The organism is Alitiscatomonas sp. (genome assembly GCF_037242085.1).
Classification (GTDB): domain Bacteria; phylum Bacillota; class Clostridia; order Lachnospirales; family Lachnospiraceae; genus Alitiscatomonas; species Alitiscatomonas aceti.
The window spans coordinates 42,898-56,727 of sequence record NZ_JAXXBR010000064.1 but is presented as its reverse complement, the minus strand read 5'-3'; the positions used below and the strand labels follow the sequence as shown (position 1 = coordinate 56,727).

The window sequence follows — 13,830 nt, the reverse complement described above, 5'->3', positions numbered from 1 at the left end:
AGAGAAAACCATATGATCACGTTATTGTCCAGAATTTTTATTAAGAACCATGACCAGGCAGAGGACCAGGGAGTCCGCCGGGCCTATGGGATGCTGTGCAGCATTGTGGGGATCGGCCTGAATGTGCTGCTTTTTATGGGGAAATACCTGGCAGGCGTTTTAAGCGGCTCCATTGCCATCACCGCCGACGCCTTCAACAACCTGTCGGACGCAGGTTCTTCGTTTATCACTCTGGTGGGCTTCCGGTTTTCCGGCATGAAGCCAGATGCGGACCATCCCTTTGGCCACGGGCGGTTTGAGTACATATCCGGCTTTGGCGTTTCCATGGTCATCATGCTCATGGGCTTTGAGCTTTTAAAAACGTCCATTGAGAAGATCCGTACGCCGGAGCCGGTGGAGGCCGGAGTCCTTCCGGTGCTGATCCTCTGCGTATCCATCTGTGTGAAGCTTTATATGAGCTATTATAACAGGAAGATCGGGACCAGGATCGATTCAGAGGCCATGAAGGCCACGGCCATGGACAGCTTAAGCGACTCGGTGGCGACCCTGGCAGTGCTGTTCTCTATGATGGTTGCCCACTTTACCGGCTACAACATCGACGGCTGGTGCGGCTGCATCGTGGCCTGCTTCGTACTCTATGCCGGTTACAGCGCCGCCCGGGATACGTTAAATCCGCTTCTGGGACAGCCGCCGTCTCCGGAGTTCGTGGAGGAGATCAAGAAGCTGGTCCTGGCCCATGAGGAGATCATCGGGATCCACGATCTGGTGGTCCATGACTATGGCCCCGGAAGACGGATGATCTCTCTTCACGGCGAGGTTCCGGGAAACAGCGACATTTTTGAGATCCACGACGTCATCGACCGGATCGAGAAGGAGCTGAACCAGAAGCTGGGCTGCGAGGCGGTGATCCATATGGATCCCATTGAAGTGAATAATGAGAAGGTGGCAGAGATCCGCAGAATTCTGGCTTTGAAGATCGCGGAGCGGCTGGAGGGCGTGACCATCCATGATCTGCGGATGGTACAGGGGCCGACTCATACGAATCTGGTCTTTGATGCAGTGGTTCCCTATGGCTTCCACAGGACCCATGCCCAGGTGAAGGAGGAGATCGAGAAGATCGTTCAGGAGACCTGGGAGAACTATTATGCGGTGATCCAGGTGGAACAGTCGTATATCTGACAATAAAATAGTGGAATGTGCACAAAGACATACGGAAAAATCATGAAAAAAACTTGAATATTGCCATAAAAATTGATATAATATCGTCACATATTACAATATATTATTTTTCAGGAGGACGACGATATGAGAAATTGGAAGAAGATCTTATTGGCAGTGGTTCCGGCGGCTATGATGTTTTCCTTTACTGCGTTTGCAGGCCAGTGGCATCAGGATATGAACGGCTGGTGGTATGAGAACGAGGACGGCTCCTACTGCAAGAACGGCTGGTTCTGGCTGGATGGAAATGGGGACGGCGAGGCAGAGTGCTATTGCTTCGATAACGATGGTTATGCTCTCGTTTCCCTTTATAACCTGACCAGTAAGGCTGCCGGTTATGATGTAAATATGGATGGTGCCTGGGTTGAGAATGGAGAAGTTCAGGTACAGCCTGTAATGGAATAGTATTCATATAATAAGGAAGGAAATAAGCTATGAAAAATTGGAAAAAGCTTCTGTTGACAGTCGTTCCAGCCACCCTGGCCGTTTCCTTTACCGCATTTGCAGGCCAGTGGAGCCAGGATATGAACGGCTGGCGGTACGAGAATGACGACGGCTCCTACTGCAGGAACGGATGGTACTGGCTGGACGGAAACCAGGACGGCATTGCAGAGTGTTATATTTTTGATAACGACGGCTATGCACAGGTTTCCCTTTATAATCTGACGGCCAAGGCCGGCGGTTATGAGGTCAATGACCAGGGTGCCTGGGTCGTAGACGGAGTGGTCCAGGAAAAGAAGGTGGAGGTCCCGGCGGCAGAGATCCAGCCGGCTGAGGAAGTGAAGCCCGACGCGTCCAATGACCCGGCGGCTCTGGAGGCGTATCTGGCGGCCCAGGAAAAGACAAATACCTTAGACAGCATGGATGCCCAGGCAGATATGAAGATGTCCATGACCATGGAAGGCGTTTCCATTGACACCAACATGGATATGAACATGAAGGTCCGCGGAGCCCAGACCGGAAACCTGGAGTTCGTGGCTGACGGAAGCATGACCATGCTGGGAAGCGATATCCCGTTCCAGATGTTCTATACAGACAATATGTACTATATGGACATGATGGGCATGAAGATGAAACAGGAAATGCCCCTGGACGAGGCCTTGGACCAGGTTGCCAGCAATCTGGAGAGCGTGGATATGGATCTGGCTATGATGAAGGATATGGCCATGACTACTGAGGATGGAAATACAGTCCTTACATACGGCATCAATACGGACAATATGAACTCCTTTTTAAACGGCATCGTTGGAGATATGGATACCCTTTACAACGGATATACGGTTTCCTACAATATCCGCAGCGCATCCGGCAAGGCCATTGTGGATCAGAACGGCTATTATGTCAAAGAGGATATGAGCCTGGATATGGATATGGTCATGACCGACAGCGAGACTGGGGAGTCTGAAACCGTTTCGTATGTGATGGAAATGCATATGAACATCAATAATCCGGGACAGGAAGTGAAATTTGAGCTTCCGTCCACAGAGGGCTATGAGGACCTGGGCAGCGCTCTGGTATAAGATTTAAAAAAGAAAATAAAAATTCCCGGCGGCGTTTTACACGCTTCCGGGAATTTTTTTCTGGAATGGGGAAAAACGGCTGACAGCAGACGCTCTCTGTGGAAAAGCAGGCCTACATCACGTTCTGGGGCGTGCCCTTTAACCACTTGTCCACATTGTCAAAAACGATAACGGCACGTTTTTCCAGAGCCTCCTTTGTGGCGAAGGCCACATGGGGAGTGGCGATGACATTTTTTGCTGTGAGGAGGGGATGGTCCTTGGCGATGGGCGGCTCAGTCTCAAATACATCGATCCCGGCTCCGGCCAGGCGGCCATTATTTAAGGCGTCTGCCAGGGCGGCGCTGTCCACCACAGGACCGCGGGAGGTGTTGATGAGGATGGCCGACGGTTTCATTTTTGCCAGCTCCTCTTTTCCAATGAGTCCTCTGGTATCGGAATTTAAAGGAGTGTGGAGGGAAACGATATCACAGGAAGAGAGGAGCGTATCCATATCCACATAGGTGATCCCGGGGATATCCTTTTTCGTGCGGCTGTACGCCAGGACCTGGCAGCCGAAGGCGTTTGCGATGGCGGCAGTGCGGAGGCCGATGGCTCCGGTACCGATGACACCGAATTTTTTGCCCTCCAGCTCAAAGCCCACCAGTCCGTCCTTGGTGCCTTCCTTCCGCACCACGTCGTTGCAGGGGATCATGTTCCGGTACAGGGCAATGATCATGCCAAATACCAGGTCGGCCACGGCGGCGGTGGAGTAGCCCGCACAGTTGCTGACCAGAACGCCGTTGGCCTTACATGCGTCCATGGCGATGTGGTCCACGCCGGTGAAGGCCACAGACAGCATCTTTAAGTTTTTGCAGCCGTTGATCACGTCGGCGTTCATGGGAAGATTGGATACGGCGATGATGTCCGCGTCATGGCCCCGTTCAATGAGGGTCTCCGTATCGGTGACGCGGGTATTGTAATATACGATCTCCAGGTCTGCGGGCAGCATGTCCTTTGCCATGGACAGCAGCTTTTCATCGTTGACGCCCAGGGGCTCGATGATCACGAGTTTCATATCAGGTTCCTCCTTGTGGTCCGGAGCTTTCTTGCTCCGGCGTCGTTTTCATGGTCTTATTGTAAGTCTTTTCGGAGAAACATTCAACTGTTTTCGCACGGGACATATACTGGCAGTAAAACCGTGTGAAAGCGGGGCGTGGCTGTGGTCTCCGTGAGTCTTTGCATGATCGTAAAAAATGAAGAGGAGGTGCTGGGGCGGTGCCTGGACAGCGTGGCCGGGTTCCCGGATGAGATCCTTGTGACGGACACCGGATCCACAGACGGAACGAAGGCGGCGGCCATGGAGCGCGGAGCCAGGGTCTTTGATTTTCCATGGCGGGACGACTTTGCCGCCGCCAGGAATTTCTCATTTTCCCAGGGCCGGGGGACGTATCTGTTCTGGCTGGACGCCGACGATGTGGTGCGGCCGGACCAGCGGAGGAAGTTGCTGGATCTGAAGGAGCGGCTGGGACGGGAACGCTGTCTTCCGGATGTGGTGATGATGAAGTATGCGGCAGCGTTCCGCCGGGACGGTTCCCTGGCCGCAGCCTTTTACCGGGAACGGCTGATCCGCAGAGGGCCTGGGGCCGTATGGAAGGGCCGGGTCCATGAAACGGTGTGCCCATTTGGTATTATATGGAAGGAAGACATCTGGATCGAACACCGGAAAATGAGGATCCGGGACCCGGAGCGGAATCTGAGGATCCTGGAGTCCATGAGGAAAAGTGGAGAGGAGTTTGGCCCCAGGGAACAGTATTATTATGAAATGGAACGGGCTTTCGCCCGGAGATGCCGGGAGGCAGCCCTGGAAAACGGGTAGCTCCTGACCCGGCCGAGGAATGAAAGGTTTGTAAACGGCAGATACTTATGGTAAGATGTTAGGGTTAAAATACCCGGCCTGGAGCCGGAGACAGAAAGGAAACCACATGGCAGAAGAAAAGAATTGTATCAATGCAGACGAATACCTGGCAAATAATCCATTCATGCGCCATAACCATATGAAGATCGAAAGAATCTCCACCGAGTGCAGCGAGATCTCCATGGAGGTCCATCCGGACGGGCTCAACATCATGGGCATGATCCACGGAGGGCTGCTCTACTCCCTGGCGGATGTGGTAACGGGGCTGACTGCCCGGGCGGACGGGAGAAAATATGTGACCCAGAGCGCCCATGTGAACTTTATCGGCAACGTGTCCCAGGGGAGGGTGACAGCCCGGGGGATCCTGGTGCGCCGGGGCCGGGTCATCACCATCGTCCGGGGCGAGGTGACTGATGAGAACGGGAAGCTGCTGGCAGATGTGACAGCGGATATGTTCTGTGTAGGCCAGGAAAAGTCAGACTAGAAAGGACGCCGGAGTCATACCGGCTCCTTTCCTGAAAAGACAGCGGAAGCAAGGTCGATGAAGCGGCGTTCAATGGGAATCAGGCGGCTGTTTTTATGACGCACGGTCATGCACCATTGGGCGAGAGGGTCATCGGAATAGAGATAGAGCAGCTCAGGATGATTTTCCGGTTTTGTTACATAAATAGCAGGGAGAAAAGCAATGGCAAGACCGCATTCGGCCATGGCGATATTTGTTTTGCGGTTTTGAACAGGAACCAGCGAAAGGTTGTTAAGCCTGTATTTCGTGATGATCTGGCTGATATCCTCACATATTTTCTGACCGGGAATACCGGAGACCAGGGTCTGGTTTTCCAGATGATGAAGAGAAAATTTCTGGGGATTTTCGACGGAATTTTTTTCCGGGCGCGCGACAAGGCTGGCCAGGGGATGGGATCGGGAAATCATGAAAAGCCGTGGGGCACGGGCAAGGACTTTGACAAAGCGGTTGGAAGCCACATCTGCTCCGGAAGCGACCAGCACGGACAGGTCCAGCTCGCCCTTTTCCATTCGGGACAGAAGATGGATATGGATATCCTCGGTCAGGGACAGCTCCACATCGGGGTATTCCCTGTGGAGTATGGGGAAAACCTTCTCAGCCAGAAAGGGACTGGTGATGGAGCCTGCTCCGATCCTCAGAGTCTGTTTCTGGGGAAGCAAAAGAGAGGAAAGATCATTTGAAAAGCGGGATTCCAATCCCTTTAAGCTGGCAATATACTGGAAAAACAGTTCTCCTGCCGGCGTAGGGGACAGGATCCCGTTATTTCGTATAAAAAGCGGAGTACCCAGTTCTTTTTCCAGTCCGGTGAGAAAACGGCTTAAGGACGGCTGGGAAATATAAAGAGATCGTGCGGCCCGGGAAATATTTTTTTCCCGGGCAATTGTTATGAAATACTGGCAGGTGCGTTCATCGGGGATCATAGGATTCCTCCTTATGGGGATTCGGTAAGGTATATTTATTTTGGGATATTGTATCATAGAATATAGAATGTCTGCAATGGATAGATATAGTGTTTTATGTATACCGTATGGATAAAAAGGTATTTTACAAAAACTTCATAAAAAATTATAATATTTTCATAATTATAAATTTATATGGAAAAAGGAGGAAAATATGGCTGATGTAATGGAACTTATAAAACAGCACGAGGCGGATATGATCGGAATCCGAAGACATATCCATGCAAATCCGGAGCTGAGCAACGAAGAGAACCGGACGACAGCCCTGATCCGGGAAAAGCTGGAGGAATACGGGATCGAGATCATGGAGATCGGCCTGAAGACCGGCGTGGTCGGTTTCCTAAAGGGAGGAAGACCAGGGAAAACCGTTGCGATCCGGGAGGACATAGACGCCCTGCCCATGTCTGAAAAAACGGGTCTTCCGTATGCCTCCTCTGTGGACGGCGTCTGCCATTCCTGCGGACACGATATCCATACCACAGTCCTCCTGTTTTGTGCCAGGGTCCTTTCGGAGCTCCGGGATCAGCTGAGCGGAAATGTACTGTTCCTATTCCAGCCGGCGGAGGAGCGCGGCACTGGGGCCAGGCAGCTTCTGGACTGTAAATTTTATGAGCCGGTGAAGCCGGATGTGCTGGTGGGGCTTCATGTGTCCCCGGAATACCCGGCTGGCTCCATTGGACTCAAGGAGGGACCGGCCAATGCCTCCTGCGATACCTTCTATATTAAGGTAAGCGGCAAGGGAGGCCACGGAGCCCATCCGGAAAACTGCATCGATCCCATCGCCATCAGCGGCTACATAATGGCCCAGCTTCAGACCGTCGTGTCCCGTGAGAACCATCCGGTCTATCCGGCGGTTATGACCATAGGCAGCATTCACGGAGGAAAAGCGCCCAATGTGATCCCGGACTTTGTGGAAATGAGCGGGACCCTGCGGAGCCTGAACGCAGAGAGCAGGGAGAAAATGCAGGCGGCCATTGACCGGATCTGTATTTCCTGTGCGGAGGCTATGAGAGGAAGCGCAGAAATCCGGTGGGAAAAGGGAATGCCGCCGCTGGTAAATGACAGGAATGTGATCGAAGGACTGCGGACTGCCGCAGAGAAGACCATTGGAGCGGACCATGTGATCACAGTTCAGAATCCGTCTCTGGGATCAGAGGATTTTTCCTTCCTGTTCCCGCTTCTGGCTCCTGGCGCCCAGTTCCGGCTGGGGTCTGGAAACGATGTGGATCCCAATACACGTCATGGGCTGCACAACTCAAAAAATATTTTTGACGACAGCTGCATTGCGGCCGGGACAGCCGTTCTCGTCCAGTATACAAAAGACTTTTTAAAATAACAAAGGAGCTTACTATGGAAAAAAAGAAAAAATTTCAGATCCCGACCACATGTGCTCTGTTATTCATGCTTATGATCGTATGCGCGGTCCTGACCTGGATCGTCCCTGCCGGCGCCTATGAGACAGAAAAGGTGGGAAACCTGAATAAGGTCATTGCCGGAACGTACCATGTGATCGACAGCACGCCGGTGGGGCCCTGGGGCGTTCTCATGGCAGTTATGGCAGGCTTTTACAAATCAGCCAAGCTGATCTTCATGATCATGTTCTGTGGAGGCGCTGTGGCTGTGCTTGAAAAAAGCGGATCCATCAACGCGGCCTTTGGACGGCTGGCTTCCAATAAGAAGCTCAACGCCCATGTCCTGGCTCTTCTGATCATGGCGTTTATGTCTGTGGGCGGCGCAGCAGGTGTGTTTGCCAATCCGGTGGTCGCCCTGGTCCCCATTGGGATCATTCTCGCCACCAGCCTTGGATACGACGCGTTTACCGGCTTCCTGTTTGTTTACATGGGCGCTTACTCCGGCTTTAATGTGGGATGGGCCAATGCAACTACCATCGGTGTGGCGCATCCCATCGCGGAGCTTCCCATCTTTTCTGGATTTGAAGTCCGCGTCCTGCTGAATATCATTAACTTCGCCATCTGCTATTTCTTCACGGTGCGTTATATGAAAACGATCCGGAAGGATCCCATGAAGAGCCTGAACTATGAGGAAGGCATGTCCGTGGCTGATTTTATGGGAGCAAAAGGTGAAACTACGGAAACGATCCACGCTTCCATGTCCTGGAAGCATATGGTCAGCCTTCTGGGGCTGGTGGCAGCCATCGCGGTGATCGTGATCGGCTCCATTAAATTTTCCTGGAGCTATGACCAGATGGCGGCAACCTTCTTTGTCCTGGCCGTAGGCTGCGGTCTGCTCAATGGAATGGGCGTCAACGGAACCACGAAGGAATTTATCAATGGCTGCGCAAAAATGACCAATGCGGCGTTTATTGTTGGATTTGCCAATGGCATCGGTGTGATCCTGTCCCAGGGACAGATTTTGAATACCATCGTCAACTGGCTTTCCATCCCGATCTCCAGCATGGGATCTGTAATGGGTGCGAATTTCATGTTCATTGCCAATCTGCTGATCAATTTCCTAATCCCCTCCGGATCCGGCCAGGCGGCAGCGGTAATGCCCTTAATGGTTCCCATCGCGGACCTGGTCGGCATCACAAGACAGGTTGCGGTCCAGGCCTTCCAGTTTGGAGACGGCTTCTCCAACTGCCTGTATCCTACGGCAGGAACCCTTATGGGAGCCCTGGCCATCGCAAAGGTGGACTGGGCCAGATACGCCAAATGGCTGATGCCTCTTCTGGGATGCCAGATCGCGATGTCCTTTGCCACTCTGACGATCCTTCAGGCCATTGGATGGACCGGCTTATAAAGGGCAGAAAACCCGAGACAACTGTCTCTGGCGTGTCATGGAAGGAAATTCTGTATTTTTAAAGGAAAATTTGAGGTTTTTCCTTGACAGCCGGAAAAAGACTATATATAATAATGGGGCGTGCATGGGGTACGCCCCATTTTTGTGCGCAGAATCAAGCTGAACCAAACAGCAACCACAGACAATATCACAGGAGGTGAAAAGGATGCCTACATTTAACCAGTTAGTAAGAAAAGGAAGGCAGACCACAGCAAAGAAGTCCACAGCTCCGGCTCTTCAGAAAGGATATAACTCCCTTCAGAAGAAAGCAACAGACGTTTCCGCTCCGCAGAAGAGAGGCGTTTGTACAGCTGTTAAGACTGCAACCCCGAAGAAGCCGAACTCCGCTCTTAGAAAGATCGCCAGAGTTCGTCTTTCCAACGGTATCGAAGTAACAAGCTATATCCCGGGTGAGGGCCACAACCTTCAGGAGCACTCTGTTGTTCTGATCCGCGGCGGCCGTGTAAAGGACCTTCCGGGTACCAGATACCACATCATCAGAGGTACTCTTGATACTGCCGGCGTAGCCAACAGAAAGCAGGCCCGTTCCAAATACGGCGCAAAGAGACCGAAAGACAAGAAGTAATTGCGAAGCAATTACTGATACCCGAACGGAATGAAATGGAGTTTGGGTTTCCCGCCCCAGTGAGGGCAGCCAGAAACTTTGAAAAAGTTTGGTTTCCCCCCCAGTGAGAGGGAGAGAGGAACTCTGAGAAATTTCAGGTTTCCCGCCCCAACGAGCGGCAGCCAGAAACTCCACAAAATTTGGACCCACTAACAGCAGTAAAGTGTATACGGAAACCGGATTTCCGTAATTTAGTGCCGGTGATATTGGACCTGTCGGTTGCAGGACACAGATATAGACCCGCGCGCGAACACATTTTATGGAAACATGTGAGTACCGATGAGCTAATCAATTATGTATGATTAAGGAGGGAAGTAACGTGCCACGTAAAGGACATACCCAGAAAAGAGACGTATTAGCAGATCCCCTGTACAACAACAAGGTTGTTACAAAGCTGATCAACAACATCATGTTAGACGGCAAGAGGGGCGTTGCTCAGAAGATCGTTTACGGCGCTTTTGAGGAAGTTGCAGCAAAGACCGGAAAAGACGCAGTAGAGGTTTTTGAAGAAGCCATGAACAACATCATGCCTGTTCTGGAAGTTAAGGCAAAACGTATCGGCGGCGCCACATACCAGGTACCGATCGAGGTTAAACCGGAGAGAAGACAGGCCCTGGGACTTCGCTGGATCACTCTCTATTCCAGGAAGAGATCTGAAAAGACCCAGATCGAAAGACTCGCAAACGAAATTATGGATGCAGCAAACAACACCGGTGCATCTGTAAAGAAGAAAGAGGAAATGCACAAGATGGCAGAGGCCAACAAGGCATTTGCTCATTACAGATTCTAAAAGGAGGACAAATCCTTGGCTGGAAGAGAATATCCGTTGGAGAGAACCAGAAATATCGGAATTATGGCTCATATCGATGCCGGTAAGACAACGACCACTGAGCGTATCCTGTATTACACTGGTATTAACTATAAAATTGGTGATACTCACGAAGGCACAGCTACCATGGACTGGATGGAGCAGGAGCAGGAGAGAGGTATCACGATCACATCAGCCGCTACCACCTGCCACTGGACTCTTCAGGAAAAGGCGAAGCCCAAGGCAGGCGCTCTGGAGCACCGTATCAACATCATTGATACCCCAGGCCACGTAGACTTCACTGTTGAGGTTGAGCGTTCCCTGCGTGTTCTGGACGGCGCTGTCGGCGTTTTCTGTGCAAAGGGCGGTGTTGAGCCTCAGTCCGAGAACGTATGGCGTCAGGCTGATACCTACAACGTACCGAGAATGGCATTCATCAACAAGATGGATATCCTGGGTGCAAACTTCTACGGCTGCGTAGACCAGATCCGTACCCGTCTCGGAAAGAACGCCATCTGCTTACAGCTCCCGATCGGTAAGGAAGACGAGTTCAAGGGAATCATCGACCTGTTTGAGATGCAGGCTTACATCTACAACGATGATAAGGGCGATGATATCACTGTAACTGACATTCCGGAAGATATGAAGGACGATGCAGAGCTTTACAGAACCGAGCTGGTTGAGAAGATCTGCGAGCTGGATGACGATCTGATGATGATGTATCTGGATGGCGAGGAGCCGTCCGTTGAAGAACTGAAAAAGGTTCTCCGTAAGGCTACCTGCGAATGCCAGGCGATCCCGGTATGCTGCGGTACTGCTTACAGAAACAAGGGCGTTCAGAAGCTTCTGGATGCTGTGATCGAGTTCATGCCGTCTCCCCTTGACATCCCGCCCATCAAAGGCGTTGACATGGATGGCAACGAGATCGTGCGTCACTCCTCCGACGACGAGCCGTTCTCTGCTCTTGCGTTCAAGATCATGACCGACCCGTTCGTTGGTAAACTGGCATTCTTCCGTGTGTATTCCGGTACAATGAACTCCGGTTCCTATGTACTGAATGCAACAAAGAATAAAAAAGAGCGTGTTGGCCGTATCCTTCAGATGCATGCCAACAAGAGACAGGAGCTTGACAAGGTTTACTCCGGTGATATCGCCGCTGCCGTTGGATTCAAGACAACTTCCACCGGTGATACCATCTGTGATGAGCAGCATCCGGTAATCCTGGAGTCCATGGAGTTCCCGGAGCCGGTTATCGACATCGCCATCGAGCCCAAGACCAAGGCTGGTCAGGACAAGATGGGCGAGGCTTTAGTAAAGCTGGCAGAGGAGGATCCCACCTTCCGTGTTCATACCGACAAAGAGACTGGCCAGACCATCATCTCCGGTATGGGCGAGCTGCATCTTGAGATCATCGTTGACCGTCTTCTTCGTGAGTTCAAGGTAGAGGCCAATGTGGGCGCTCCCCAGGTTGCTTACAAAGAGACCTTCACAAAGGCTGTGGATGTGGACAGCAAGTACGCAAAACAGTCTGGCGGACGTGGTCAGTACGGTCACTGTAAAGTACACTTCACACCGATGGATCCCAACGGCGAAGAGACCTTCAAGTTTACTTCCTCCGTTGTGGGCGGTGCGATTCCGAAGGAATACATCCCGGCTGTCGGCGAGGGTATCGAAGAGGCCACAAAGGCTGGTATCCTTGGCGGATTCCCGGTACTGGGCGTATGCGCAGATGTATTCGACGGTTCCTACCATGAGGTCGACTCCTCCGAGATGGCATTCCACATTGCCGGATCCATGGCGTTCAAGGATGCTATGGCAAAGGCAGGCGCAGTGCTTCTTGAGCCGATCATGAAGGTAGAGGTAACGATGCCTGAGGAATACATGGGCGACGTTATCGGCGACATCAACTCCCGCCGCGGCCGTATCGAGGGCTTCGAGGACATCGGCGGAGGAAAGCTTGTAAAAGCATTCGTGCCGCTGGCAGAGATGTTCGGTTACTCCACAGACCTTCGTTCCAGCACACAGGGACGTGGTAACTACTCCATGTTCTTTGAGAAATATGAGCAGGTACCGAAGAGCGTTCAGGAGAAGATCATCGCTGAAAGAAAAGGTGCGAAATAGGCTTGAAAAACATTTCTGAATAGAATATAATATTATTCAGCCTAGTTAAATAGAATAGCCCAATGGGCGCAAATTAAGGAGGACGTTTTAAAATGGCAAAAGCTAAGTTTGACAGAACTAAACCGCATTGTAACATTGGTACCATTGGACACGTTGACCATGGTAAAACAACTTTAACAGCAGCTATTACAAAGGTACTTGCAGAGAGAGTTGCCGGTAACACAGCTACTGCTTTTGAAAATATCGATAAGGCTCCGGAAGAGAGAGAGCGTGGTATCACAATTTCCACTTCCCACGTAGAGTACGAGACAGAGAAGAGACACTATGCACACGTTGACTGCCCAGGCCATGCTGACTATGTAAAGAACATGATCACTGGTGCTGCCCAGATGGATGGCGCTATCCTTGTAGTTGCTGCTACTGATGGTGTTATGGCTCAGACAAGAGAGCACATCCTTCTTTCCCGTCAGGTAGGCGTTCCGTACATCGTTGTATTCATGAACAAGTGCGACATGGTTGACGACGCTGAGTTACTTGAGCTGGTTGAGATGGAGATCAGAGATCTTCTGAACGAGTATGAGTTCCCGGGCGACGACACACCGATCATCCAGGGTTCTGCTCTGAAGGCTCTTGAGGATCCGCACGGTGAGTGGGGCGACAAGGTTATGGAGTTAATGGATGCTGTTGACAGCTACATTCCGGATCCAATTCGTGACACAGATAAGCCGTTCCTTATGCCGGTTGAGGACGTATTCACAATCACAGGCCGTGGTACAGTTGCTACTGGCCGTGTAGAGCGTGGTACTCTGAAGCTCAACGACGAGATCGAGATCGTTGGTATCAGCGAAGAGACTCGTAAGACAGTTGTAACTGGTATCGAGATGTTCCGTAAGCTCCTGGATCAGGCTCAGGCTGGTGATAACATCGGCGCTCTGCTTCGTGGTGTTCAGAGAACAGAGATCCAGAGAGGTCAGTGTCTTGTAAAACCGGGTTCTGTAAAGTGCCATAAGAAATTTACAGCTCAGGTTTACGTTCTGACAAAAGACGAGGGCGGCCGTCATACACCGTTCTTCAACAACTATCGTCCGCAGTTCTACTTCAGAACAACTGACGTTACAGGCGTTTGCGAACTCCCGGCTGGTACCGAGATGTGCATGCCTGGTGATAACGTAGAAATGACGATCGAGCTGATCCATCCGGTAGCTATGGAGCAGGGTCTCCGTTTCGCTATCCGTGAGGGCGGCAGAACCGTAGGTTCCGGTAGAGTTGCTACAATCATCGAGTAATTCTAGGTAAAAATCCATAGGCGCTGATGCGCGCCTGTGAAAATAAATAGTCCGAAGGTATCCCAGGCGGGATACCG

13 protein-coding genes are annotated in these 13,830 nt (G+C 51.6%); 11 read left to right on the top strand and 2 right to left on the bottom strand.

The genetic code is table 11. The features are described from left to right. Positions 1-12 precede the first annotated feature (12 nt). The 3 genes from WIH05_RS05465 (at position 13) to WIH05_RS05455 (ending at position 2,738) form a co-directional block, all read left to right on the top strand. A complete protein-coding gene (locus WIH05_RS05465; protein WP_022273878.1) occupies positions 13-1,179 on the top strand; it encodes a cation diffusion facilitator family transporter in 1,167 nt (388 codons plus the stop codon). A gap of 126 nt (positions 1,180-1,305) precedes the next feature. After that, a complete protein-coding gene (locus tag WIH05_RS05460; protein WP_022273879.1) occupies positions 1,306-1,623 on the top strand; it encodes a hypothetical protein in 318 nt (105 codons plus the stop codon). Between the two features lie 29 nt (positions 1,624-1,652). After that, a complete protein-coding gene (locus WIH05_RS05455; protein WP_022273880.1) occupies positions 1,653-2,738 on the top strand; it encodes a DUF6612 family protein in 1,086 nt (361 codons plus the stop codon). 112 nt (positions 2,739-2,850) lie between these two features. Here the strand turns inward: WIH05_RS05455 and WIH05_RS05450 are convergent, their stop codons facing one another. Continuing rightward, a complete protein-coding gene (locus WIH05_RS05450; RefSeq protein WP_158359655.1) occupies positions 2,851-3,792 on the bottom strand; it encodes a 2-hydroxyacid dehydrogenase in 942 nt (313 codons plus the stop codon). A gap of 165 nt (positions 3,793-3,957) precedes the next feature. Here WIH05_RS05450 and WIH05_RS05445 point away from each other — a divergent pair, with 165 nt between their 5' ends. Both WIH05_RS05445 and WIH05_RS05440 read left to right on the top strand, forming a co-directional pair. Further along, complete coding sequence (locus tag WIH05_RS05445) at positions 3,958-4,593, top strand: glycosyltransferase family 2 protein (RefSeq protein WP_337425078.1); 636 nt, start codon at positions 3,958-3,960, stop codon at positions 4,591-4,593. A gap of 106 nt (positions 4,594-4,699) precedes the next feature. Beyond that, positions 4,700-5,116: a PaaI family thioesterase gene (locus tag WIH05_RS05440; protein ID WP_022273883.1), complete on the top strand. Its 417-nt coding sequence runs from the start codon at positions 4,700-4,702 to the stop codon at positions 5,114-5,116. 14 nt (positions 5,117-5,130) lie between these two features. Here WIH05_RS05440 and WIH05_RS05435 read toward each other — a convergent pair whose 3' ends face one another. Beyond that, positions 5,131-6,075 (bottom strand): LysR family transcriptional regulator, encoded by a 945-nt coding sequence (locus tag WIH05_RS05435; RefSeq protein ID WP_337425077.1) that lies wholly within the window; start codon positions 6,073-6,075, stop codon positions 5,131-5,133. Positions 6,076-6,268: 193 nt separating this feature from the next. Here WIH05_RS05435 and WIH05_RS05430 point away from each other — a divergent pair, with 193 nt between their 5' ends. The 6 genes from WIH05_RS05430 to tuf all read left to right on the top strand — a co-directional run bounded on the left by WIH05_RS05430 (position 6,269) and on the right by tuf (position 13,753). Continuing rightward, a complete protein-coding gene (locus WIH05_RS05430) occupies positions 6,269-7,450 on the top strand; it encodes a M20 family metallopeptidase (protein WP_022273885.1) in 1,182 nt (393 codons plus the stop codon). Between the two features lie 14 nt (positions 7,451-7,464). Further along, positions 7,465-8,874, top strand: a complete 1,410-nt coding sequence (locus WIH05_RS05425; protein WP_022273886.1) for a Na+/H+ antiporter NhaC family protein — start codon at positions 7,465-7,467, stop codon at positions 8,872-8,874. A 205-nt stretch (positions 8,875-9,079) separates the two neighbouring features. Beyond that, positions 9,080-9,499, top strand: coding sequence for a 30S ribosomal protein S12 (gene rpsL / locus WIH05_RS05420; RefSeq protein ID WP_022273887.1), 420 nt, complete (start codon positions 9,080-9,082; stop codon positions 9,497-9,499). A gap of 358 nt (positions 9,500-9,857) precedes the next feature. Continuing rightward, the gene (rpsG, locus tag WIH05_RS05415) at positions 9,858-10,328 is read left to right on the top strand and encodes a 30S ribosomal protein S7 (RefSeq protein ID WP_022273888.1); all 471 of its coding nucleotides are present in this window, start codon (positions 9,858-9,860) and stop codon (positions 10,326-10,328) included. Positions 10,329-10,343: 15 nt separating this feature from the next. Beyond that, positions 10,344-12,467 carry an elongation factor G gene (gene fusA / locus WIH05_RS05410; RefSeq protein ID WP_337425076.1) on the top strand — a complete coding sequence of 708 codons (2,124 nt, stop codon included), beginning with the start codon at positions 10,344-10,346 and terminating at the stop codon, positions 12,465-12,467. 92 nt (positions 12,468-12,559) lie between these two features. Further along, complete coding sequence (gene tuf / locus WIH05_RS05405) at positions 12,560-13,753, top strand: elongation factor Tu (RefSeq protein ID WP_337425075.1); 1,194 nt, start codon at positions 12,560-12,562, stop codon at positions 13,751-13,753. Positions 13,754-13,830 lie beyond the last annotated feature (77 nt).

Bases quoted from the DNA above. Each gene is read 5' to 3' on its own strand.
- WIH05_RS05465 (WP_022273878.1), top strand. From the start codon at position 13: ATGATCACGTTATTGTCCAGAATTTTTATTAAGAACCATGACCAGGCA.
- WIH05_RS05460 (WP_022273879.1), top strand. From the start codon at position 1,306: ATGAGAAATTGGAAGAAGATCTTATTGGCAGTGGTTCCGGCGGCTATG.
- WIH05_RS05455 (WP_022273880.1), top strand. From the start codon at position 1,653: ATGAAAAATTGGAAAAAGCTTCTGTTGACAGTCGTTCCAGCCACCCTG.
- WIH05_RS05450 (WP_158359655.1), bottom strand. From the start codon at position 3,792: ATGAAACTCGTGATCATCGAGCCCCTGGGCGTCAACGATGAAAAGCTG.
- WIH05_RS05445 (WP_337425078.1), top strand. From the start codon at position 3,958: ATGATCGTAAAAAATGAAGAGGAGGTGCTGGGGCGGTGCCTGGACAGC.
- WIH05_RS05440 (WP_022273883.1), top strand. From the start codon at position 4,700: ATGGCAGAAGAAAAGAATTGTATCAATGCAGACGAATACCTGGCAAAT.
- WIH05_RS05435 (WP_337425077.1), bottom strand. From the start codon at position 6,075: ATGATCCCCGATGAACGCACCTGCCAGTATTTCATAACAATTGCCCGG.
- WIH05_RS05430 (WP_022273885.1), top strand. From the start codon at position 6,269: ATGGCTGATGTAATGGAACTTATAAAACAGCACGAGGCGGATATGATC.
- WIH05_RS05425 (WP_022273886.1), top strand. From the start codon at position 7,465: ATGGAAAAAAAGAAAAAATTTCAGATCCCGACCACATGTGCTCTGTTA.
- rpsL (WP_022273887.1), top strand. From the start codon at position 9,080: ATGCCTACATTTAACCAGTTAGTAAGAAAAGGAAGGCAGACCACAGCA.
- tuf (WP_337425075.1), top strand. From the start codon at position 12,560: ATGGCAAAAGCTAAGTTTGACAGAACTAAACCGCATTGTAACATTGGT.